Below are 23,033 nucleotides of genomic sequence, written 5' to 3'. Positions count from 1 at the left end.
CTCAATGGAATAGCGGGGGGAATTTGGCTCCGGCGGTAGGGATCGAACCTACGACCAATTGATTAACAGTCAACTGCTCTACCGCTGAGCTACGCCGGAACTGAGGGGCGTATAACAATCCCGATTTTTCCCGTCCAGAGGGGAAAGTGACGATTTCGCAAAAAACTTATGACGGTTCAGGTTTGCCTTTTAAATTCGACGTTTACCGAAAGCTGTCCTTGTGCTGAGACCTGATGTTTTCCAAGTAAATCGATGAGATGAGCGAAAACATTTCTTTCGGCGGCTGGCAACAGGGCGGCTGGAGTCTCTACATAGATTCTCTGGGCTAAATCTCTGGCTGTACCGGGGTGATCCTCTAGCGCTGATAAGATTTGCGCCTCGCGGGTCAGGCGGCGATTGATTAGCCAATCCAACCGCGCGCCAGGTTCGGTGATCGGTGCGCCATGCCCGGCGTGAAAGACCGACCAATCACGTGAACGCAGGCGGTGGCAGGCTGTCATGAAATCGGTCAGGTCGCCGTCCGGGGGCGAGACGAGCGAACTGGCCCATCCCATCACGTGATCCCCGGTAAAACAGATATCGCCCCAACCCAAAGCGATGTGATTGCCCAGATGACCGGGCGTATGGATCACCTCAAGCTGCCAGCCCTCACCAGATATGAGCGCGCCGTCTGACAGTTCGATATCAGGGCGGAAAGCGGTATCAATGCCTTCACCTCCGCCCGCTAGCCCGTTCTGCGCCAGTCCCGCCATAACTTCGCTGCGTCCGGCGTCGGGCCCGCCAAAGGCCAGAACCGGTGCTCCGGTGCGGTCGGCAAGTGGACGCGCCAAGGGCGAATGATCCAGATGGCTGTGTGTGACGATGATATGGCTGATCCGCTGACCGGGCTGGACCGCATCCAGAATCGCGCTCAGATGCGACTCGTTCAACGGTCCGGGGTCGATTGCGGCAAGTTCGGTTGCGCCCAGCAGATATGTGTTGGTTCCGCGATATGTCATCGGGGATGGATTCGGGGCCAAAATTCGCCGCAAACCCGGCGCAAGGTCTATAACAGCGCCAGTGGGTGGGTTGAAATCGTCAGGAGCCTGCATTCTGCGCTCTTTCTCTTGTCGTAACAGCCCGTTAGGTTTAGCGCATGTCCGCGGATTGGCTCAAACCCTATATGCCGCGCAGCCTCTATGCTCGCGCTGCGCTGATACTGGTCCTGCCGGTGGTTGTTGTATTGCTGGTAGTCGGGATCGCATTTCTGCAAAAACACCTGGAAGACGTCACCGAACAAATGACCCGCGCAGCGTCGCGGGAAGTTCTTTTGGTTGTGGGCGTGATGGAGGGCGCAGAAACGCAGCAAGAGGCCCTGGCGGCTGCGCGTACCGATATGCAGTCGCTGTCCATGACAGCCAGTTTCCTCGGTATCAACGAAGAACCAATGATCGGGCAGCGTCGCTGGTATGATTTTATCGCGCCGCGGGTCGAGGCCGACCTGAGGGCATTGTTGCCCGATATCGAGGGGGTGGCTTTGCCGAGCGGTCAGGAAGCAAGGTTGTACATCAATACTGATCTTGGATTGCTGCAACTGAAGTTTGACCGCCGTCGGCTGTCCCCGGCGGCGCCGCATCAGTTGATCGTGACAATGGTGTTTTTTGCGGTCGTCATGACAACAATTTCTTTCCTGTATATGCGCAATCAGTTGCGTCCGATCACACGGCTGGCCGAAGCTGCGCAAGCTTTCGGTCGGGGTAGGGTGGTGCCGTATTCGCCCGGCGGCGCGATTGAGGTCCGCGCCGCGGGCAGCGCTTTTCTGGACATGCGCGCTCGTATCGAACGCCAGATGGAGCAGCGGACCATGATGCTGTCCGGTGTCAGCCATGATTTGCGCACGCCGCTAACGCGTCTGAAATTGGGCTTGTCGATGTTGCCCGAGGACGAAGCCGCGCCCCTGAAGCAAGATGTTGACGAAATGCAGCTACTGTTGGATTCGTTTCTTGAGTTTTCGCAGGGGACAACCGAAGGGTCCCCGGAAACCGTTGAGCCGATAGCGTTGATTGAGCAAATCGTGAAAGACGCATGCAGAGCAGGGCATGTGGTTGCCCTTGTTTCGGTCGAGGGGGAAGGCACAATTGCGCTGCGTCCGACCGCGATGCGGCGCGCCGTGGAAAACTTGATCGGAAACGCAGTCCGCTACGGTGAACGCGCCGATATCAGCTTGTCTATAACGCCAAAATCCATGCGCATCCGCGTTGAAGATGACGGGCCCGGCATCCCGCCCGAACAACGGTCTGAGGCGATCAAGCCATTCTCGCGCCTTGATCCCGCGCGCAATCAGAACAGGGGTAGCGGCGTGGGGTTGGGCCTTGCGATCGTCTCGGACATTGCGCGCGCCCATGGGGGCGTACTGCGCCTGAGCAAAAGTGAGCGTTTGGGCGGCCTTTGCGCCGATATCATCATCGGTCGCTAGGCGCTGTTCCGGTAGATTCGCCGCATCAGCGGATGGGACCGCGGAACGAGGATTCGATTCGCTCCACACCTTATGAAAAGGCTGGAATTCATAAAGCCCAATCGAGACAGATGGTTACTGGCAGCAAGGTGATGTATGATTCCTTAGCGAACCCCCCTTGTTTTCAATGGCTGCTCACCTAGGGGATGAGGGACTTGAACCCCCAGCCAAAGCGTTATGAGCGCTCTGCTCTAACCAATTGAGCTAATCCCCCAGGAGCAGGCGTTGGTTACAGCAATGTTGCCGCGACGCCAAGGGTGATCGATCGATCTGATCGAATTTTCTTGCAAGCCCCTCCATTGTCAATCGGGCTAGTAAGAAGTTCGTCGATTTCCCGGTCTCAAAGCCTTTTGCTTGTCGACAGGATCAACCAATCAGCGGACGTATGCCCACCAAAAAAGGCAAGAACCTCAACCAAATCGTTTTAAGCGCATTGCTCAGACCATTTGTGCTGCATGTCCGCCTGAGGGATTTGCGTATCACGGTGGATGGCCGCGTCAAGCCTGACCGTTGCAACAAGCTTCACAATCGACTAACCCGCGCGGGAACCATTCATGAGGGGCTGGACATGACAACTGGCAAGAACGGAATCACCTATGCGGATGCAGGTGTCGATATTGATGCTGGGAACGCTCTGGTCGACCGGATCAAGCCTGCGGCCAAACGGACGAACCGGGCGGGCGTGATGAGCGGACTTGGCGGATTTGGCGCTCTGTTCGATCTCAAGGCTGCGGGATACGAAGACCCGATTCTTGTTGCCGCGACGGATGGTGTGGGAACAAAACTGCGAATCGCTATCGACACCGGCGTGGTTGATGGCGTGGGCATTGATCTTGTTGCGATGTGCGTAAATGATTTGGTCTGTCAAGGCGCAGAGCCCCTGTTTTTCCTGGATTATTTTGCAACCGGTAAGCTGGACACGAATACCGCTGCCCGGATCATCGAAGGTATTGCCGAGGGCTGCGTGCAATCGAACTGCGCCCTGATCGGCGGTGAAACGGCTGAGATGCCCGGCATGTATCCGGATGGTGATTTTGATCTGGCCGGGTTCTCGGTTGGTGCGATGGAGCGCGGGGCGCATTTGCCGGCGGACGTGCAAAAGGGTGATGTCCTGCTTGGGCTTGCCTCAAACGGAGTGCACTCAAACGGCTATTCTCTGGTCCGTAAATTGGTTGATCTTTCCGGGTTGAACTGGGACTCGCCGTCGCCTTTTGGCGATGGGGCTTTGGGTGACGCATTGCTGACGCCGACACGGCTGTATGTAACGCCAGTGCTACAGGCGATCCGGGCAGGGGGGGTGCATGCGCTGGCTCATATCACCGGGGGCGGTTTGACCGAGAACCTGCCGCGCGTCTTGCCCGAAGGGATGGGGGCCGCGATTAACCTGAATGCCTGGGACCTGCCGCCCGTCTTCCGCTGGATGGCCGAAACCGGCGGCATCCACCAGACCGAGATGCTAAAAACCTTCAACTGCGGCGTCGGCATGATCGTTGTTTGCTCCGAAGAGCGTGCTGACGAACTAACCGTCCTGCTGGCCGAAGCCGGTGAAACCGTTGCCCGCATTGGCACCGTTACAGAAACGCCTGGTGTGGCATACACAGGCCAATTGTTGTGACCCATAAACGCGTTGCGATCCTGATTTCAGGGGGCGGATCCAACATGGTATCGCTGGTCGACAGCATGGTAGGCGACCACCCGGCGCGGCCATGTTTGGTGCTGTCGAACGATGCTGAGGCAGGTGGGTTGAAAAAGGCCGCCGCACGCGGAATTCCAACGGCTGCCGTGGACCACCGCCCCTTCAAGGGCGACCGTGCGGCATTCGAGGCTGAATTGCTGAAACCGCTGGAGCAGGCGCAGCCTGACATTATTTGCCTCGCGGGATTCATGCGGGTTCTGACAGGAGACTTTGTTTCTCGATTTCAGGGGCGGATGTTGAATATTCATCCGTCACTGCTGCCAAAGTTCAAGGGCCTCAACACGCATGCCCGCGCTATCGAGGCCGGTGAGACGGAGCACGGATGTTCGGTTCACGAGGTCACAGCGGCGTTGGATGACGGCCCGATCCTGGGACAGGCGCGGATCAGGATTGAAGCAGGCGACTCTGCTGAAAGCCTTGCCGCCAAGGTTCTGATTTGGGAACACAAGCTTTATCCCGCAGTGTTGCGCCGATACGCCAATGGAGACCGGACTCCGGTGTTGCTGCCCTGAAACTCTCAGGGTGATTTACACTCCTGTCATAATCGTCCTATGGTCCGCACTACGGTTGGGTACGGCAAAGAACTGCCTCCAACCGCTGAAAACAAAAGCAAGAACAGTACGGCGTATGAAAACCCTTACAACCACGCAAGAGCTGGCCGATTTCTGCAAGGCCGCGGCGCAATATGACTATGTCACCGTAGACACCGAGTTCCTGCGCGAACGGACGTACTACTCAAAGCTATGTCTGGTGCAACTGGCGTTTCCATCCAGTGATGAAGACAGCGCGGTTTTGCTGGACCCCCTGTCCGAGGGGCTTTCTTTGGATCCGCTTTACGCGCTGTTTAAAAACGAGGATGTGGTCAAGGTTTTCCACGCCGCGCGTCAGGATCTTGAAATTTTCTGGGTCGAAGCGGGCATCTTTCCCAAGCCGCTGTTTGACACTCAGGTCGCTGCCATGGTCTGCGGCTTTGGTGAACAGGTGGGCTATGAGACGCTGGTGCGCAAAATCTGCAAGCAGGGTGTCGACAAGACGTCGCGATTTACGGATTGGTCGCGGCGGCCGCTGACGGATGCGCAAAAAAGCTATGCCCTGGCTGATGTGACGCATCTCCGCCAGATTTATGAACATCTCGCAGCGCAACTGAAAAAAACGAAGCGTAGTCATTGGGTGGCTGAGGAATTGCGGACGCTGACCCAGCCGGAAACCTATGACATCCGCCCCGAGGATGCGTGGAAGCGTGTAAAAACACGCACAAATTCCGCCAGGTTTCTCGCCGTGGTACGCGAATTGGCCCAGTTCCGCGAGGCGTATGCCCAGGATAACAATATCCCCCGTAGCCGGGTGTTCAAAGATGATGCGCTGATCGAGCTGGCCTCGACCAAGCCCAGAACGCCTTCTGATCTGGGCGGCTCACGCCTGTTGTTACGCGAGGCGCGAAAAGGCGCGATTGCAGAAGGGATTCTGGCCGCCATTGATAAGGGTTTGAACTGTCCGGCAGATCAAGTGCCCAAGGTGGACAACAGTCGCGACAAGTTGAAGGTAAACCCGGCCTTGGCAGACTTGCTGCGGGTGCTGTTGAAATCGAAAACCGAAAGCTCAGGCGTGGCGGCAAAGCTAATTGCCACCAGTTCGGAACTGGATCAGATTGCTGCGGGTGAGCGTGAATTGCCCTCGATGTCAGGATGGCGGTTCGAAGTGTTCGGCGAGGATGCCTTGAAGCTGTGTGAAGGTAAAATCGCATTGGCCGCCCAAGGACAAAACGTCAGGGTTGTTGCCCTGTAACTCTGTTTAGCGGCGCCGCGACTCCAGTGTGTTTTGCTGCCCGACAACCCGCACCAAGCGGGTGGCTTGCAAGTCGTCCTTGCTGATGTTGATGGCGTCCGAGATCATGCGAGAGCGTTCGGTTCCCTGATTTGTCGCTCTTTCGGGGTAGGTTACGCGAAAGACAAACTCCAAGACCCCGTTCTCTTGATTCTCTTCATTCTCAGTGCGAACGAGCCGGGCGTCGTATGCCCCTTGCCGGCTTGCGGTTCCTGACGCAAATATGATCGCTCCGTTAGGCGTCGGATCAATCCGCAGCTCATCGATTCGTGTGATCGGAACACTGGTGTCCTCAGGTACTGGTCGGGAAAACAGACCTCCGCCCTCTGACACTTCGGGCACAAGGGCGTTTGGATCATAGGTGGCTGTATCCACCGTTTCCGTGGACGTGCTGGACCCGAACCAATTAGACGGGTTCGCCCGAGAGTTGCTCCAACTGTTGCAGGCAGAAAGGGTTAGCGTGGCCACCAAGAGAACAGTAAACGATTTTTGCATGGTCTCAACGTCCAGAGCAGTAAGTCCTGCAACGGGTTATCGCACTTTCCGCTGATTGAAAAGCCACGCAAAGGGGTGGACAGGCATAGTTCGGCGGCATAGTTCACAATTGTGGTTGCAATGAAAGGATCGCCGCAACATGGCAACACCTGCCTTTGAAGAAATCGTCGAGGATTTTGAGTTCCTGGAGGACTGGGAAGATCGGTATCGTCATGTCATCGAGCAGGGCAAGGCGATGGATCCATTGGACGATGCGCTCAAAGTTCCTGCAACCAAGGTTGACGGCTGTGCAAGTCAAGTCTGGTTGCATCCAATCATCGAAGGTGGTGTCTTTCGGTTCGACGGCGATAGTGATGCCTTGATCGTGCGAGGGCTGATCGCCGTTTTGCGGTCGTTGTACAACGGTTTACCGGTTAGCGAGGTCCCCAAGGTCGACGCAGGAGGTGAGCTGGCGCGTTTGGGCTTGAACGACCACCTGTCTGCGCAGCGTTCGAACGGATTGCGCGCTATGATCGAACGCATCCGCGAGGTCGCGCAAGAGAACGCCTGATAGGATCTAATCTTAAGGTTTGCGGTTCGCCCATTCGGCAAGGGTGGTTTCAAGGTCGCCGTACCCGGTAAACCGTCGCTCGAATTCCAGACCCATCCGGTCGGCACAGTCGCGGGCGCGGGCTGTCAGGTTTGGATCATCGATCTGTGCTTGGTAGACCAGCTTCGTGTAGTTACCGAAATACATATCGCGCAATTCGGGGTGCCGATCCAAACCCAGAGGCTTCCAGACAAACGCATCGAACTGGCGGGCCAGAAAATCGGTGAGGTAAAACGCCGTTGTTTCATCTTCACCTCGCGCCTCAAATGCTTGATTCCCCTCGAAGAAAGAATAGCAATGGGGGCCTTTGACCATCTCAACGCCCAACTCCGTACACGCTTTTTCTAGCAGACCACCGGTGCCACAGTCGGCATAGACGACAAAAATCTGATCGTAGTCTTCGCGATGTTTTTCGATGGCTTCCTGTACGGCCTGAGTGATCTTTTCCGGGTGAACATGCAGGATCGCAGGAAGGCAAGTCAGCGCCATGTGATCCCAACCATTTCGACGCTTCAGGTCCAGAATCTCACGCGCAAGGGCGCCGCAGGCCAACAACAATATCCGCCCCTGGGAATCAGAGTTGTAACCTGAGGTTGTCAGGCTGGCATCATCTGGCAATTCAGTTGGCTGCATCATGCGCCCCTTAGATAGTACGTGACAGGCACGAAAAAAAGCCGCCCGCAGACCGGACGGCTTTGGAACAGTCTTTTTGTCCGTTCAGCCGGCCAGTTGATTGTGTTTGCGAGATACGAAGGTCTTGGCCGTCTCAACAGCAACCGCCGCGTCACGGCAATAGGCATCTGCGCCGATCGCTTTGCCAAATTCTTCGTTCAGCGGCGCGCCACCGACCAAAACAATATAGTCTTCGCGCAGACCTTGTTCGACCAGCGTGTCGATTACAACCTTCATATACGGCATTGTCGTGGTCAGCAGGGCCGACATGCCCAGAATGTCCGGCTGTTCAGTCTCCAACGCCTCAAGGTAGTTTTCGACCGGGTTGTTGATGCCGATATCGACCACCTCGAACCCTGCGCCCTCCATCATCATCGACACAAGGTTCTTGCCGATGTCATGGATGTCGCCCTTCACTGTACCGATGACCATTTTGCCCACACGTGGTGCGCCGGTTTCGGCCAACAGCGGCTTGAGGATCGTCATGCCACCCTTCATCGCGTTTGCCGCAAGCAGAACCTCGGGCACAAAGAGGATACCATCGCGGAAATCGTGACCGACGATGGTCATACCGCCGACCAGAGCTTTGGTCAGAATGTCATAAGGCGTCCAGCCGCGTTCCAGCAGGATGTTCACGCCTTCTTCGATTTCTTCTTTCAGGCCGTCATAAAGATCGTCGAACATCTGTTCGACCAGTTCGTCGTCATTCAGTTCGGACAGGACGATGTCTTCTTCATCGGACATGGGTCGTTTCCCTAAGCTTTTTGGACCATCGGCCCTTGGTGGCATTTTTTCCGTTTTGGCCAAAACGTCGCAGTTTTACTGTGACGATTGCGACCTGAGTGGTTTCGGGACCGACCTATACGCCAGATTCTAACGTCCCACGACAGAATTATCTGCATGATCATCCTGCATTCCGTTCAATAGATCCTAGACAGTATCAATTGGGTAAATTAGCTGGCAAACCTCTGAATTTGCGTGGAGTGCTTGTCCGTTTACGTTTTTCTTATTATTACTAAGGATGAGAACAAAGAAAGAACAAATATGACTGCGCCGCATATCCGAGGGCGGGGAACTGCCACTAACCGTTCAGGGCGGTTCGAGAAATTCGACACCGTTCGCTGTGACGATGGGTGGGACATAGACGAAGATATCCCACCGCTGCGTACAGATGTACGGGATGAATTTGCGCGCAGCCTGATTACTTACAACCGCTCACCAGACTTGCCTTTCGATCGTTCGATCAATCCTTACCGCGGGTGTGAGCATGGCTGCGTCTATTGTTTCGCGCGTCCGACTCATGCCTATCTCGGCCTATCGCCGGGTTTGGATTTCGAAACGCGCCTGATCGCGCGGCCGAACGCATCTGAGGTGCTGCGCGGTGAGCTGTCTGCGAAGGGCTACAAGGTTGCGCCCATCGCCCTTGGGACGAATACTGACCCTTACCAGCCGATTGAAAAGACACGCTCGATTACAAGGGATTGCCTCTCGGTCTTACAAGAGTTCAACCACCCCATCGGAATCGTGACGAAGGGAACGTTGATTGAGCGTGACTTGGATATTTTGGCCCCGATGGCGCATCAAGGATTGGTGCGGGTGGGGATTTCTCTGACCACGCTGGACGCCGGGTTATCACGCCGGATGGAGCCGCGCGCACCTTCGCCTCAGCGTCGTTTGGCCGTTATTCGTCGCCTGACGGACGCGGGCGTTCCTGTACGAGTCATGACCTCGCCGATCATTCCTGGGCTCACAGATCACGAGTTGGAACATCTGTTGGAGGCGGGCCGGGATGCGGGCGCAGATGCCGCAAGCTGGATCATGCTGCGCCTGCCGCGCGAAGTCTCGACACTATGGCAAGAGTGGCTGGAGACTAACGAGCCTGCGCGGGCTGAAAAGATCATGTCCAAGTTGCGGGAAATGCATGGGGGCAGGGACTATGACCCGCGGTGGGGGCATCGCATGCGCGGGCAAGGTGAGTATGCGGAATTGATCGCCAAGCGGTTCAAGCTGGCAGTAAAACGATTTGACCTTGCTGTGAAACTGCCGCCTCTTAGATGTGATCTGTTTGCGCGGCCTGCCCAGATTGGTGATCAACTGAGCCTTCTATAGAAAAAGCCCCGGACAATCGACCGGGGCTTTTGTGATTTGGTGCTATCAGCGCTTTTCGATATCTACGTAGTCGCGCAAGGTTTCGCCCAGGTACAATTGGCGCGGGCGGCCGATTTTGTTCTGTGGATCAGCGATCATTTCTTTCCACTGGCTCACCCAGCCGACGGTGCGCGACAGCGCAAAGATAGGGGTGAACATGGAGGTCGGGAAGCCCATCGCTTCGAGGATAATACCCGAGTAGAAGTCAACGTTGGGGAACAATTTCTTCTCGGCGAAATACGGATCCTCCAAAGCCTGTTTTTCCAGTGCTTTCGCGACCTGCAGTTTCGGGTTGTTTTCAACGCCCAGCAGATCCAAAACTTCGTCAGCCGACTGCTTCATGACCTTCGCACGCGGGTCGAAGTTCTTATAGACGCGGTGGCCAAAACCCATCAGGCGGAACGGATCGTTCTTGTCCTTCGCGCGGTCAATGAACTCGGGGATGCGGTCAACGCTGCCGATTTCTTCCAGCATTTCCAGACAGGCCTGGTTTGCACCGCCATGGGCAGGGCCCCACAGGCAGGCGATGCCAGCAGCGATACAGGCAAACGGGTTCGCACCGGAAGACGACGCCAGACGCACGGTCGACGTCGAAGCGTTCTGTTCGTGGTCGGCGTGCAGGGTAAAGATACGATCCATTGCACGGCTCAGGATCGGGTTGACCTCATATTCTTCGGCCGGAACGCTGAAGCACATGCGCAGGAAGTTCGAGGCATAGTCCAGATCGTTTCGCGGATAAACGAAGGGCTGGCCGGTATGATATTTGTACGCCCAGGCCGCAATGGTCGGCATTTTGGCGATCAGGCGGTGCGAGGCAACCTCGCGCTGGTGAGGGTCCGAGATGTCGGTGGAGTCGTGGTAGAACGCCGACATAGCACCGACCACACCAACCATGATCGCCATCGGATGCGCGTCACGGCGGAAGCCACGGTAGAAGTACTGCATCTGTTCGTGCAGCATGGTGTGACGGGTAATGGTAGTTTCGAAGTTCTCCAACTCTTTGGCTGCTGGCAGCTCTCCGTACAAAAGCAGGTAGCAAACTTCGAGGAAGTGCGATTTCTCTGCCAGTTGGTCGATCGGATAACCACGATGCAGCAGTTCACCCTTTTCACCGTCGATATAGGTGATGGTGCTGTCACAGCTAGCTGTCGAGGTGAAACCAGGATCATAGGTAAACACGCCAGCGTCGCTGTACAGTTTGCGAATGTCGATAACATCCGGACCAGCAGTCGGCGAGTGAACCGGCAACTCGTATTTTTCGCCATGTATGTTGAGGGTGGCTGTTTTCTGGCTGTCGGTCATCATTGTCCCTTCTTCGTTCATGCGCATGCCAAACGAGTTATCGGCCCTGCGGTCTGCGGTCACGCACTAATGTGCTTTCCGTTTCATAGCGGAGCAGCGTTACCTGAATATAAAATCAGTTTCAGTTCGCTGCGTCAGTAAGCCGTGCCAAGGTTTCTTCGCGCCCCAGCACAAGCATCATATCAAAAACCGAAGGAGTTACAGCACGGCCTGCCAAAACCGCCCGCAAGGGGGCAGCCAGCTTGCCGAACTTTATGCCCTTGTCGTTTGCAAAGGCATTGAGCGCCTCCTCCAGTCCGTCTCGCGACCAGCTAGCATTTTGCACATGCGGCGTCAATTCTTTCAGTATACCATCGGATACTGCCTCAAAGGCTTTTGCAGCCTTCTCATCCATCTCAACTGGTCGAGATGTCAATACAAAATGAGCCTTTTCAAGCAATTCCGGGAATGTGCGTGCTCGATCTTTGAGGCAATACATCGCACGTTCCAAATCACTATTTTGTGTCTCGGTGAGACTAGGGCGCCCTGCGGCTTGCAGATACGCACCGATTTCACGCCGCAGCGCAGCATCATCAGAAATGGCGATATGTTGGCCGCAGAGATTCTCGAGCTTCTTCAGATCGAAGCGGGCCGGGCTTTTACCTATCCCATCTAAATCGAACCATTCTTTTGCCTGCGCGTCGGTAAAAAACTCATCGTCACCGTGGCTCCAACCGAGGCGCGCCAGGTAGTTGCGCATACCAGCGGCTGGATAGCCCATCGCCTGATATTCCTGCGCCCCCAATGCGCCGTGGCGTTTCGACAGCTTTTTGCCATCCGGGCCGTGAATCAGTGGAATATGTGCCCAAACCGGGACGTCCCAGCCCATCGCTTCATAGATCATCATTTGGCGCGCCGCATTGTTGAGGTGGTCGTCGCCGCGGATTACGTGGGTCACGCCCATGTCGTGATCATCAACGACCACTGCCAGCATATAGACCGGCGTACCGTCCGAGCGGAGCAGGACCATGTCATCCAATTGATTGTTGCGGATGGTCACATCACCCTGTACCTGATCCCGGATCACGGTTGCTCCGTCCTGAGGTGCTTTGATGCGGATCACAAAAGGTGCATCCGGGTGGGTCGTCGGGTCAGCGTCACGCCAAGGGCTGCGGAACAGTGTTGACTGGCCCTCGGCCCGTGCCTTTTCCCGGAACGCCGCGATTTCGTCTTGGGTCGAGAAGCACTTGTACGCCTTTCCTTCCGCCAGCAACTGATGCGCAACCTCGGCATGACGCTCTGCACCCTCGAACTGGCTGATCACATCACCATCATGATCCAGTCCAAGCCATTCCATACCCTGAAGAATCGCCGCTGTTGCTTCGGGTGTCGAGCGTTCCCGGTCGGTGTCTTCGATCCGCAGCAGGAACTTCCCACCGCGCCCCCGCGCATAGAGCCAGTTGAACAGGGCGGTACGGGCACCACCAATATGCAGAAAGCCGGTGGGCGACGGGGCGAAGCGGGTGACAACCTGATCGGGCATTTTGGAAAATTAACCTTTTGGTAACCTTGGCGGGCATAGTTTGGCGTCTGTCTAACGAGCCGTAAGGACGGGGGCAACCATGCGTGTTCTGACACGGGTTGAAGCCGCAGTGCTGAACCAGACTGGGTATCTGTTCCAATGGTCTCCGATTTGTTTGGCCGTTGGAGTCGGCCTTTACTTCAGCCTTCGGTTTGAGCCGGGTTGGCAGATCTATTCCTGTCTTCTGGCTGCGCTTGTGGTGTTGGTCTGGATCGGTCGCACGCTGCAGTCCGGTTGGGCTTCGTTGGCATTTGGGGCCGCGCTGATTACCGCTGGGTTCGTCTTGGCGGGTGCGCGGGCTCACTCGGTTGCAGAGCCGGTCCTGTCCTGGCGCTACTACGGCCCTATCGAGGGGAGGGTCGTTGCCTTGGACCGCTCTGCGTCGGACGCGCTGCGCGTGACGCTGGACCAGGTGCGTATAGGGGATGTGCCCCCGGACCGCAGACCGCAGCGCGTCCGACTTTCATTGCATGGCGGAACGGTATCATTGACACCGGGACAAAGGATCATGACCACGGGACACCTGTCGCCGCCTCAGGGACCGGTTGAGCCCGGTGGATTCGATTTCCGCCGTCACGCTTGGTTTCAACGTCTTGGCGCAGTTGGGTATACGCGTTCCCCTGTTGTAACGATTGCGCCGCCAAGCGACGCGACCGAAGGGGTACGCATTACAGCCCTACGAATGGCCATTTCGGCAAGGGTGCGCTCAATCCTGTCGGGTGAGGTTGGAGGGTTCGCAGCCGCGGTTACGACCGGCGACCGCAGTGGTATGGGGCAAGACACGCTCAGATCGCTGCGTGCATCGAACCTGGCGCATCTGCTGGCAATCTCTGGACTGCACATGGGGCTGCTGACCGGCTTCGTGTTTATGGTCAGTCGGCTTGCGATGTCCGCCATTCCCGCTGTGGCTTTGCGGCTGCCCGTGCGCAAGCTGGCCGCGCTGTTTGCGCTGGTCGCCGCCACGTTTTACCTAATGCTGTCCGGGGGGAACGTTGCAACAGAACGCGCGTTTGTAATGGCCAGCGTGATGCTGGGTGCCATCCTTATCGACCGCCGCGCGATTTCACTGCGCGCTGTTGCTGTCGCTGCGTTGATTGTCTTGACCCTGCGGCCCGAAACACTGCTGAGCCCCGGGTTCCAGATGTCCTTCGCTGCAACTACGGCGCTTGTTGCAGTATTCAGCCACCTCCGCGATTTTGGGTCGATGCCCGGACCGAAGTGGCTGAAGCCTGTAGTCGGTTTGTTTTTGTCATCGGCTATCGCCGGATTGGCGACTGCACCGATCGGGGCAGCGCATTTTAACACGATGTCGCACTACGGCTTGTTGGCCAATATGCTCTCAGTTCCCATGATGGGTGTTATTGTTGTTCCTGCGGCTTTTGTTGCGGGGCTTTTGGCCCCGTTCGGACTTGAGGCTATCGCGTTGCACATCATGGGGGTGGGATTGGAGTGGATTCTGGCCGTGTCCGAGAAGGTGTCGGGCCTGAGCGGAGCCCAGGGGTATATCGTTAGTCCACCGCACTGTGTTCTTCCCATGTTCGCGCTGGGCGCCTTGTGGTTGGCGCTGTGGCGTGGTCGGGCCAAATGGATCGGGATCGCGTCGGTTTTGGCGGCGTTTTTTCTTTGGGGGCAGGGGCATCGTCCTGACGTCCTGATCGCTGATTCCGGCGGGCTGGTGGGTGTAATGACGGAAAGCGGTCGTGCGCTGAGCAAGGAAAAAGGCAGCGGCTTTATTGCATCGGTTTGGCTTGAAAATGACGGCGACGGAGTGAACCAAGTTAAGGCGGCGAGCCGTTGGCCTGACAGCTCTGGTGCTATCCGGCGGTATATTTGGCAAGGCAAAGAGCTGGTTCACATCACCGGAAAGCGTGCCGCCCAAGATTTCGCGGAATGCCGCGAAAACCAAATCGTGGTGTCCGCGGTAGATCTGAACCTGAGTGGAGATTGTGGCCATTTTGACCCCCGGCGTCTAAAACGTACGGGAAGCCTCGCCCTGAATGGGGAAAAAATAACAACCAGCCGCGAAACGATCGGCCATCGGTTGTGGTCCCCGAGTGAAGGCGGAAGCCGCGATTTCAAATGGGGTCAGTAGCTGCGGATCAATCCAACCAGCCGACCTTGGACTTTGACTTTGTCCTCAGGCAGAACGCGGGTTTCGTAAGCGGGATTTGCTGCTTCCAGCGCGATAGCATTTCCGCGACGGAAAAAGCGTTTTAGCGTGGCTTCCTGATCCTCAACCAAAGCGACAACGATGTCACCATTGTCGGCCACTCTGCTTTCGCGGATTACAACGACGTCACCGTCATTGATGCCGGCGTCGATCATCGAGTCGCCACGCACCTCAAGCGCGTAATGCTCCCCTTTGCCTGAGACCATGCTGCCCGGCACTGCAACACGATGTGAGACATGACTGATAGCTTCGATAGGCACACCGGCAGCAATGCGGCCCATCACCGGTAGTTCCATTGCGTCTACGGTTACAGGCTCAAAATTGGCAGGACGCGGGCCGGTCGGTTTGTCACCGTCAATTACCCGAGGTTTAAAGGCGACGGTCGGTTCGCCGCCGAGGCTCTCAGGTAGTTTCACGATTTCAATTGCCCGGGCCCGATGGGCGAGCCGCCGGATAAAGCCGCGCTCTTCCAGCGCAGTGATCAAGCGATGAATGCCGGACTTTGAACGCAAATCCAGCGCGGCCTTCATTTCGTCAAAGCTGGGCGGAACACCGTCCGCCTGAACGCGCTTGTGGATGAATTCCAACAAATCCAACTGTTTCTTGGTCAGCATTGCTCTCACCTCGTCGGTTATGCGTTTTCTTTTGTTCTACGCATGTTCACGTTTTGTGTCAACGGATTTGAGCGGGACCTATAGAGGTAGGTACCGGACCTCATCACCAACCGGGCGCGCATGATCATGTGGTTCGCGTACCAACAGCGCGTTGGCTTGAGCCAGAACACTAAGCAGCGAACTGTCCTGATCCGCGCAAGCACGTATTCCGTCAGCCCCAAGAACAGCGCGCATGTAGTGCTCACGTGGGCCATTCTTACCGATCGGCTCGGCCAGTCGCGCACTTTGAAATGGGGTGAGAACCTGTTCGATCCCCAGCATACGGCGCAGCATCGGAAGCAAGAAGAGATAGCCGCAAACCATTGCACTCACAGGATTTCCGGGTAACCCAACCATAGCGGTGTTCCCCAACCGCCCGGCCATCAGGGGCTTACCGGGGCGCATGCGGATTTTGTAGAAAGACCGCTCCATCCCCAGGGTCTGTGATACTTCGGCAACCAGATCATATTCCCCAACAGAAGCACCGCCAATTGTGACCACCAGATCGGCCCCGTCGGCCAGCCCAAAAGCTGTTTCAAGTGATGCAACCGTATCACGTGCTATTGGAAGAATTCGGACATGCGCGCCCGCGTTTTCCAACAGCGCTTTTAATCCAAAGGTGTTCGACGCGATGATCTGGTCCGGTCCGGGCGTTTCGCCCGGCATCACCAACTCATCCCCGGTGGAGATCAACGCGATCACAGGTTTGCGCGTCACAGGAACGGTAGGAATGTTCATCGCAGCCATCAATGCAATGTCTTCAGGGCGCAAAACACTAGGGGCGACAATTTTTGTGCCTTGGGTGAAATCTATGCCTGCAGGCCGGATATTCGTTTTCGTACCAGGGTCCTGTGTGATGGTAATCAGACTTTCACGTCTTTCGGCATCTTCTTGAATTAAAATAAAATCTGCACCTTCCGGCACTGGGGCGCCAGTAAATATACGCACCGCCTGACCCGGACCAACCACGCCGTCGAACCGACGCCCGGCGGCGGATTCGCCGATGACTTCAAACATGGCATGCAGCTCGGCCTCAGTCGATTTTAGTGCATAGCCATCCATCGAGGATGCAGCAAAAGGTGGTTGATCGCGCGTCGCCGTCATATCCTCAGAAAGAACACGACCGGATGCTTCTGCAAGCGGGATATGCTCGGATGGGAGTGGTGATACAAGATCAAACAGCAGTGCCCGCGCTTCTTCAACAGAAATCATTTCGCCTCGTAACGCCCTGACTTACCACCATCTTTCAGCAGTACGCGAATGCCGCCAATTTCCATCGACTTATCAACCGCCTTGGTCATGTCATACACGGTCAGAGCGGCGGTTGAGGCCGCGGTAAGCGCCTCCATCTCCACGCCGGTCTGGCCCGAAGTCTTCACGGTCGCCTGAATCCGAACGCCTGGCAAATCGGGATCTAGCGTTAGATCGACGGACACTTTCGTTACCGGCAGAGGATGACACAGCGGGATCAAGTCCGGCGTTTTTTTCGCACCCATGATGCCAGCCAGACGTGCTACGCCTAGTACGTCCCCCTTTTTTGCCCGACCTTCCGATATTAAATCAAAGGTTTCCCGTGCCATCTTAATGTAAGCAGCCGCAACCGCCACCCTGTCTGTCACGTCCTTTCCCGAGACATCGACCATGTGTGCCTGGCCCTGCGCGTCAAAATGGGTCAGGGGCATCACATCACTCCGGGGATCAACGGGTTGGCAAGCAGGCTCCGCGTCGCGCCAGCAACATCATCCTGCCGCATTAGGCTTTCCCCAATCAGGAAACACCGCGCGCCATATCGGGCGATGTCGGCCAGATCTTCGGGTGTGCTCAGCCCGCTTTCGCAAACAATGGTCCGGTCAGCGGGAACCAGTTTAGATAGCCGCCGCGTTGTATCAAGAGTTGTTTCGAAAGTCTTGAGATTCCGGTTGTTTATTCCAATCAACGTACTTTGCAGTTGGGTTGCACGTTCAAGTTCAACTTCGTCATGAACCTCAATCAGAACATCCATACCCCAATCAAACGCGGTCTGTTCCAGTTCAGCGGCCTGGCTATCTTCGACCGAGGCCATGATGATCAGAATACAATCCGCACCCAAGGCCCGCGCCTCAACCACCTGATAGGGGTCGTATATAAAATCCTTGCGCAATGCTGGCAACGACGTCGCCTCGCGGGCTGCAGTCAGATAGTGTTTTGCACCTTGGAAACTGGGTGTATCGGTCAGAATGGACAAACAGGCTGCTCCTCCGTCTTCATACGCCTTGGCAAGCACAGGCGGGTCAAAGTCCGGGCGGATCAGTCCTTTGGAGGGGCTCGCTTTCTTAACCTCGGCAATCAGACCATAACCGCTGCGTGCAGACGCCTGTAAGGCATCGGCAAAACCACGAACTTCCGAGGCGCTGTGGGCCTCACTTTCTATTTCTTTCAGTGGTTTATCAGCTTTATCTGAAGCGATTTCCTCAAGCTTATAGGCTTTTATTCTATCCAGTACCGTCTCGGTCATGCGGCCTCCTGCGTCAATCGGGCCAGTGCGGCGATTTTCTCTTTTGCTTTTCCGCTGTCGATGCTTTCGATGGCCATTGCGACGCCTTCACGTAAATCTGAGACTGCGTCTGCAACCACTAACGCAGCGGCTGAGTTCAGCAGCACAGCGTCTCGATAGGCCGAGGGCTCTCCATCCAGCAGGGCGCGGAAAGCAACTGCGTTTTCTTCGGGCGATCCACCGAGGATGTCTTCGAACGGATGAACCGGCAATCCCGCGTCCTCGGGGTGCAGTTCGACCTCTTTGACAACCCCATCTTCAAGGGACGCAACCCAGCTTACGCCAGTTATGGTCAGCTCATCCGTACCGTCCGATCCGTGAACCAGCCAAGCATGTTCCGCGCCCAGCAACCCCAACGTTTCTGCCATCGGGCGGATCAATTCGCGGCTGAAAGCACCGGTCAACTGGCGTTTGACACCGGCCGGGTTCGTCAACGGGCCGAGAATATTGAAAATGGTGCGAGTCCCAAGCTCCTGCCGGGTGGGCATGACATGGGCAATGGCCGGATGATGCATGGGCGCCATCATAAATCCGATGCCGACCTCTTCCAGTGCTTTTTCAACAACTTTCGGGCCGACCATAACGTTGATTCCCAACTGTCCCAAAGCGTCCGCGGCCCCGGATTTTGAGCTGAGATTGCGGTTGCCGTGTTTGGCAACGGGCACACCGGCACCCGCGACAACAAACGCGGTCGCGGTCGAGATGTTCAGCGTACCCTTGCCATCACCGCCGGTGCCAACGATGTCCATCGCGCCGGTCGGAGCTTTGACCGCGTGGCATTTTGCGCGCATCACAGCGGCGGCGGCGGCATATTCCTCGACCGTCTCGCCACGGGTTCGCATGGTCATAAGAAGGCCGCCAATTTGGCTGGGCGTAGCCTGACCTTCGAATAGTATACCAAAGGCCTGTTCAGCCTCGGCGCGGGTCAACGGCCGGTCAACAGCGGCCCCGATCAACGGTTTCAGAGCGTCGCTCATGCAGGAACTTTCATCTCGGACAGGAAATTCTTGAGCAGGGCATGCCCATGCTCGGAGGCGATGGATTCCGGGTGGAACTGAACGCCATGGATCGGCAGGTCTTTGTGCTGCAAGCCCATTATCGTGCCATCTTCCAACTTGGCCGTTACCTCAAGACAGTCGGGCAGGGTCTTGGGATCAACGACCAGCGAGTGATAACGCGTCGCCTCGAAAGGCGAAGGCAAACCAGCGAACAGACCTTTGCCCGTATGGTGCATGGTGCCCATCTTGCCGTGCACAATCTCGTGGCACCGGATGACGTCACCGCCAAAAGCCTGTCCGATTGTTTGATGTCCCAAGCACACACCCAGCAAAGGCGTTTTAGTCTCGGCTGCGGCCTCGGTCAGAGCGAGGCAAATTCCGGCTTGATCAGGGTCGCAAGGCCCGGGACTCAGCAGGATGCCCGCCGGATTCATCGCCATGGCTTCTTGAACATCCAGGGCATCGTTTCGCCGAATGACCATTTCGGCACCAAGTTCGCCTATATAGTGGACGAGGTTGTAGGTAAACGAGTCGTAGTTGTCGATCAGCAGCAGCATTTGGGCACTTGTCTCGGATTGGGCATTTCGGACTGGCGATGCAGCCCCGCGCCAAGGTATAATGTCGGGACATACATGCTCAGGCTTGCGCGGCAGCGTCAAGGGGACATCCTTTTCTTGCTGTTGCCGAAAGTAACTGCTGCATTAGACGGCGAGTGTGTATTTAAGCAAGGCCAGGACGAGAGGCAATTGTTATGGGCGGATTTGTGGGCGGGATGATCGTGGGAACGATCGTTGTACTTGCGCTGGGGGCGGTGTTGTCTTTGAACGCGCCCCTAACGAACGAACCGGACGTGGCGGTGACGGCTCCGGCCCCTGAGGCGGTAGAAGTCCCCGAAACGGTTGCAGATGCCACCGACGCCGTGAGTGACGCTGATGTCCTGGACTTGGCCCCGACCACGCCCAAAGCTATTGACGATGAGACGGATACGTTGGCCGAATTGTCGGATGTCGAGCTTGAGCCAGAAGCGCAGCCCGAGTTGAAAGAAGCGGCCAAGCAGGTCGACGCGCCTAGCGTTCCAAGCTCGACAGCCGTTTCCGTGGCGACCGAGGTGCCGGTTGCGCCGCAGGCGCCGCCTCTTGCGCAAGCGTCGCCAAGCGCAGAAGCTTTGCCCGAAGTGTCGCTCGTCGTCCCCGAACCGCAGCCCGCGCCGATTGCAGAGGCTGAGCCAGAGACCACAAATGCCGAGTCGCAACCCAACGCTGAAGTAGCCACGCCCGAGCAGTCAGCAGAGCCTGAGGTTACTGAAACGGACGCCAAACCCGAACCAAAAGCCGCCGAGGTTGAACCGCAGACTGACCCCAAAACCGCTGAAGTTGAACCGCAGCCCCAGCCTGAAGCGTCTGATGTTGAACCGCAACCCGAACCCGAGGTCGCGGCTGTCGACAAGCCAGAAGAGGACGTGAACCCATTTGTCGATAGCCCGATTGCCGTCGAGGGCGATGAGGATACCGCTCCGCGCGATTTGCCCCGTATTGCTTCGGTTCCACAAATCGGCGGAACCGATGAAACGTCCTCGGTTCCCACGGTTGGAAAGCGCGTTCTGCCACTAACTGAGCGCGATGACGTCACCCCCGTAAGCTCTACGACTTCGGACACACTTGCACCAAGAAAGCCGATTGAGGTCTTCGCCGCCGAATTCGAAAATCCCGACGACAAGCCGCTTATGTCCATCATCCTGATCGACGATGAAGGGGCGTATGGGGCTGAAGCCTTGCGCGATTTCCCGTATCCGCTCAGCTTTGCTGTGAGCCCGTCTGACCCTGAGGCCGCCGAAAAAATGGCCCGTCATCGCGAAGCAGGGTTCGAGGTGCTGGCCTTGGTAGATCTACCCGAAGCCGCCAGCGCGCAGGATGCCGAAGTGTCGTTTGCTGTTTGGCTTGATACGTTACCCGAAACGGTTGGCATTCTCGAAGGTGTCAAATCGGGTATTCAAGGTAACCGCAAACTGGCCGATCAGGTTGCCGCGATTGCTGCCGGGACAGGGCGGGGTCTGATCACGCAAGATAATGGTTTGAACACCGTGCAAAAGCTGGCCGCGCGGAACGGTGTACCTTCAAGTGTGATCTTTCGTGACATAGACGGTGCGCGTCAGGATGCCAAACTCATGCGCCGGTTTCTGGATCAGGCCGCTTTCCGGGCTGGTCAGGAAGGAACTGTTGTAATGCTGGGACGCGTGCGTCCCGAAACGATCTCGGCCCTATTGTTGTGGGGGCTCGAAGATCGGGGCGGCCGCGTTGCGATGGCACCGATTTCGGCGGTGATGATGAAAGAGATTCGGTAAAGAGAAATGGTAAACGGCTCACCTGAAAGGCCAGCCGTTTATCATGAATTCCCAGAGCCCATGAACCGGGCTGCATCGGCGGCTGCGCGTCGGATGGCGTTGGATTTGTGGACCGTCTCCATATACTCGGCCTCTGGGTCGCTGTCATAGACGACACCGCCACCGGCCTGAATATACAGCTTGTGATCCTTTACGATTGCCGTCCTTAGCGCGATGCACATATCCATGTCGCCCCCAGCACTGAAGTAACCCACACCGCCGCCATAGACGCCACGTTTTTCGGGTTCCAGCTCGTCGATGATCTCCATCGCGCGCACTTTCGGCGCACCCGAGACGGTGCCCGCGGGCATCCCGGCAAAAAACGCATCCAGCGCATCTTTGTCTTCGGCCAACTCACCGACCACGTTGGAAACAATGTGCATCACGTGGCTGTAGCGCTCGATGATGAACTCTTCGGTCGGGCGCACCGTGCCGATTTTGGCCACACGGCCGGTATCGTTGCGGCCAAGGTCCAGCAACATTAGATGCTCTGCCAGTTCTTTCTTGTCGGCCAGAAGGTCGACCTCGTTGGCCTTGTCTTCCTCGGGTGTTGCGCCACGAGGACGAGTGCCCGCGATTGGTCGGATCGTGACCTGATTGCCGAAGACACGCACCAGAATCTCGGGGCTGGCCCCTACAACCTGAAAGCCACCGAAATTGAAATAGAACATAAAGGGCGAAGGGTTCGTGCGTCGCAGCGAACGATAGAGGGCGAAGGGCGGCAGCGGGAAATCCTGCGTCCAGCGCTGCGCAGGGACAACCTGAAAGATATCGCCCGCGCGGATGTAGTCCTTTGCCTTTTCAACGGCCTCCATATAACCGGATTTCGTGAAGTTCGATACAGGCGGCGCAATCTCAGACGCATCGCCCAAATCACGCGTCTCAGCGGGCATTGCGCGTTCCAGATCGCGCACTGCATCCATAACACGCTCGGCGGCCTGCGCGTAAGCGGCTTTGGCTGATTGCCCCTCAGCCACCCAAGCGGGTGAGACGACCGTGACCTCTCCTTTTACGCCGTCAAGGACCGCAACCACGGATGGGCGCAGCATGATGGCATCGGGCAGGCCCAGCGGGTCGGGGTTTACGTCGGGCAGGTATTCCACCAACCGCACCATGTCATAGCCTAGGTATCCAAACAGCCCTGCTGCGGCTTGCGGCAGGTCGTCGGGCAGATCAATCCGGTTCTCTGCAAGCAGCGCACGCAGGTTGTCCATCGGGTTGCCATCCTGAGGCACAAATGCTTCGGTGTCGAAGCGGGCCGAGCGGTTCAATTCGGATGCTTCCCCCCGGCAACGCCAGATCAGGTCCGGTTTCATGCCGATGATCGAATAGCGGCCACGCACCTCGCCACCGGTCACCGATTCCAGCATAAATGCGTCTTTTTGTGCTCCGGTCAGTTTGAGCATCAGTGACACCGGTGTATCCAGATCTGCCGCCAAGCGGGTGTATACGATCTGGTTTTCGCCAGCTTCATAGGCGCGGGCGAATCTATCGAACTCGGGGGTCAGGGCCATTTTC

At 56.8% G+C, this 23,033-nt stretch carries 21 protein-coding genes and 2 tRNA genes; 8 read left to right on the top strand and 15 right to left on the bottom strand.

What is annotated here, in order from left to right; all coding sequences use genetic code 11:
• Positions 1–24: 24 nt before the first annotated feature.
• A tRNA-Asn gene (locus AVO44_RS01275) sits at positions 25–99 on the bottom strand.
• A gap of 77 nt (positions 100–176) precedes the next feature.
• Positions 177–1,091 carry an MBL fold metallo-hydrolase gene (locus AVO44_RS01270; protein WP_068331468.1) on the bottom strand — a complete coding sequence of 305 codons (915 nt, stop codon included), beginning with the start codon at positions 1,089–1,091 and terminating at the stop codon, positions 177–179.
• Between the two features lie 44 nt (positions 1,092–1,135).
• Between AVO44_RS01270 and AVO44_RS01265 the strand changes: the two genes are divergently transcribed.
• Positions 1,136–2,455 carry an ATP-binding protein gene (locus tag AVO44_RS01265; protein ID WP_068331466.1) on the top strand — a complete coding sequence of 440 codons (1,320 nt, stop codon included), beginning with the start codon at positions 1,136–1,138 and terminating at the stop codon, positions 2,453–2,455.
• Between the two features lie 179 nt (positions 2,456–2,634).
• On the opposite strand, the gene AVO44_RS01260 is transcribed toward AVO44_RS01265, so the two are convergent.
• A tRNA-Ile gene (locus AVO44_RS01260) sits at positions 2,635–2,708 on the bottom strand.
• A 354-nt stretch (positions 2,709–3,062) separates the two neighbouring features.
• Between AVO44_RS01260 and purM the strand changes: the two genes are divergently transcribed.
• The 3 genes from purM (at position 3,063) to rnd (ending at position 5,975) form a co-directional block, all read left to right on the top strand.
• On the top strand, positions 3,063–4,109 hold the full coding sequence (gene purM, locus AVO44_RS01255; protein ID WP_068332583.1) for a phosphoribosylformylglycinamidine cyclo-ligase: 1,047 nt from the start codon (positions 3,063–3,065) through the stop codon (positions 4,107–4,109).
• Positions 4,106–4,702 (top strand): phosphoribosylglycinamide formyltransferase, encoded by a 597-nt coding sequence (gene purN / locus AVO44_RS01250; RefSeq protein ID WP_068331464.1) that lies wholly within the window; start codon positions 4,106–4,108, stop codon positions 4,700–4,702. The genes purM and purN overlap by 4 nt, the downstream gene beginning before the upstream one ends.
• A gap of 115 nt (positions 4,703–4,817) precedes the next feature.
• Positions 4,818–5,975, top strand: a complete 1,158-nt coding sequence (rnd, locus tag AVO44_RS01245) for a ribonuclease D (RefSeq protein ID WP_068331462.1) — start codon at positions 4,818–4,820, stop codon at positions 5,973–5,975.
• A 6-nt stretch (positions 5,976–5,981) separates the two neighbouring features.
• On the opposite strand, the gene AVO44_RS01240 is transcribed toward rnd, so the two are convergent.
• Positions 5,982–6,509: a hypothetical protein gene (locus AVO44_RS01240; protein ID WP_068331460.1), complete on the bottom strand. Its 528-nt coding sequence runs from the start codon at positions 6,507–6,509 to the stop codon at positions 5,982–5,984.
• Positions 6,510–6,648: 139 nt separating this feature from the next.
• Between AVO44_RS01240 and AVO44_RS01235 the strand changes: the two genes are divergently transcribed.
• Positions 6,649–7,059: a SufE family protein gene (locus AVO44_RS01235; protein WP_068331458.1), complete on the top strand. Its 411-nt coding sequence runs from the start codon at positions 6,649–6,651 to the stop codon at positions 7,057–7,059.
• 12 nt (positions 7,060–7,071) lie between these two features.
• On the opposite strand, the gene AVO44_RS01230 is transcribed toward AVO44_RS01235, so the two are convergent.
• Both AVO44_RS01230 and AVO44_RS01225 read right to left on the bottom strand, forming a co-directional pair.
• Positions 7,072–7,731 (bottom strand): DUF1638 domain-containing protein, encoded by a 660-nt coding sequence (locus tag AVO44_RS01230; protein ID WP_068331456.1) that lies wholly within the window; start codon positions 7,729–7,731, stop codon positions 7,072–7,074.
• A gap of 84 nt (positions 7,732–7,815) precedes the next feature.
• The gene (locus tag AVO44_RS01225; protein WP_068331454.1) at positions 7,816–8,514 is read right to left on the bottom strand and encodes a corrinoid protein; all 699 of its coding nucleotides are present in this window, start codon (positions 8,512–8,514) and stop codon (positions 7,816–7,818) included.
• Positions 8,515–8,814: 300 nt separating this feature from the next.
• Here AVO44_RS01225 and AVO44_RS01220 point away from each other — a divergent pair, with 300 nt between their 5' ends.
• Positions 8,815–9,879 carry a PA0069 family radical SAM protein gene (locus AVO44_RS01220; RefSeq protein WP_068331452.1) on the top strand — a complete coding sequence of 355 codons (1,065 nt, stop codon included), beginning with the start codon at positions 8,815–8,817 and terminating at the stop codon, positions 9,877–9,879.
• Positions 9,880–9,924: 45 nt separating this feature from the next.
• On the opposite strand, the gene gltA is transcribed toward AVO44_RS01220, so the two are convergent.
• Both gltA and gltX read right to left on the bottom strand, forming a co-directional pair.
• On the bottom strand, positions 9,925–11,220 hold the full coding sequence (gene gltA, locus AVO44_RS01215) for a citrate synthase (RefSeq protein ID WP_068332580.1): 1,296 nt from the start codon (positions 11,218–11,220) through the stop codon (positions 9,925–9,927).
• A gap of 121 nt (positions 11,221–11,341) precedes the next feature.
• On the bottom strand, positions 11,342–12,742 hold the full coding sequence (gene gltX / locus AVO44_RS01210; RefSeq protein ID WP_068331450.1) for a glutamate--tRNA ligase: 1,401 nt from the start codon (positions 12,740–12,742) through the stop codon (positions 11,342–11,344).
• Positions 12,743–12,821: 79 nt separating this feature from the next.
• On the opposite strand from gltX, the gene AVO44_RS01205 reads away from it, so the two are divergent.
• Positions 12,822–14,873: a ComEC/Rec2 family competence protein gene (locus AVO44_RS01205; protein ID WP_068331448.1), complete on the top strand. Its 2,052-nt coding sequence runs from the start codon at positions 12,822–12,824 to the stop codon at positions 14,871–14,873.
• Here AVO44_RS01205 and lexA read toward each other — a convergent pair.
• The 6 genes from lexA to AVO44_RS01175 all read right to left on the bottom strand — a co-directional run bounded on the left by lexA (position 14,867) and on the right by AVO44_RS01175 (position 19,692).
• A complete protein-coding gene (gene lexA, locus AVO44_RS01200; RefSeq protein ID WP_068331445.1) occupies positions 14,867–15,565 on the bottom strand; it encodes a transcriptional repressor LexA in 699 nt (232 codons plus the stop codon). The two genes, AVO44_RS01205 and lexA, sit on opposite strands and share 7 nt — an antisense overlap.
• Positions 15,566–15,643: 78 nt before the next feature.
• Positions 15,644–16,816 carry a molybdopterin molybdotransferase MoeA gene (locus AVO44_RS01195; protein WP_068331443.1) on the bottom strand — a complete coding sequence of 391 codons (1,173 nt, stop codon included), beginning with the start codon at positions 16,814–16,816 and terminating at the stop codon, positions 15,644–15,646.
• Positions 16,813–17,286, bottom strand: coding sequence for a cyclic pyranopterin monophosphate synthase MoaC (gene moaC, locus AVO44_RS01190; protein WP_068331441.1), 474 nt, complete (start codon positions 17,284–17,286; stop codon positions 16,813–16,815). The genes AVO44_RS01195 and moaC overlap by 4 nt, the downstream gene beginning before the upstream one ends.
• Positions 17,286–18,098 (bottom strand): indole-3-glycerol phosphate synthase TrpC, encoded by an 813-nt coding sequence (gene trpC, locus AVO44_RS01185; RefSeq protein WP_068331440.1) that lies wholly within the window; start codon positions 18,096–18,098, stop codon positions 17,286–17,288. The genes moaC and trpC overlap by 1 nt, the downstream gene beginning before the upstream one ends.
• Complete coding sequence (gene trpD, locus AVO44_RS01180) at positions 18,095–19,114, bottom strand: anthranilate phosphoribosyltransferase (protein WP_068331438.1); 1,020 nt, start codon at positions 19,112–19,114, stop codon at positions 18,095–18,097. Before trpD ends, trpC begins: the two co-directional genes overlap by 4 nt.
• Positions 19,111–19,692 carry an anthranilate synthase component II gene (locus tag AVO44_RS01175; RefSeq protein WP_068331436.1) on the bottom strand — a complete coding sequence of 194 codons (582 nt, stop codon included), beginning with the start codon at positions 19,690–19,692 and terminating at the stop codon, positions 19,111–19,113. The genes trpD and AVO44_RS01175 overlap by 4 nt, the downstream gene beginning before the upstream one ends.
• A gap of 194 nt (positions 19,693–19,886) precedes the next feature.
• Here AVO44_RS01175 and AVO44_RS01170 point away from each other — a divergent pair, with 194 nt between their 5' ends.
• Positions 19,887–21,476, top strand: a complete 1,590-nt coding sequence (locus AVO44_RS01170) for a divergent polysaccharide deacetylase family protein (protein ID WP_068331434.1) — start codon at positions 19,887–19,889, stop codon at positions 21,474–21,476.
• A gap of 41 nt (positions 21,477–21,517) precedes the next feature.
• Here AVO44_RS01170 and trpE read toward each other — a convergent pair whose 3' ends face one another.
• On the bottom strand, positions 21,518–23,029 hold the full coding sequence (trpE, locus tag AVO44_RS01165; RefSeq protein ID WP_068331432.1) for an anthranilate synthase component I: 1,512 nt from the start codon (positions 23,027–23,029) through the stop codon (positions 21,518–21,520).
• Between the last annotated feature and the right edge of the window lie 4 nt (positions 23,030–23,033).

The sequence above is a fragment of the Ruegeria profundi genome (genome assembly GCF_001507545.1).
Classification (GTDB): Bacteria; Pseudomonadota; Alphaproteobacteria; order Rhodobacterales; family Rhodobacteraceae; genus Ruegeria; species Ruegeria profundi.
The sequence above is the reverse complement of the archived record's forward strand: the minus strand, read 5'-3'. Positions and strand labels throughout refer to the sequence as shown.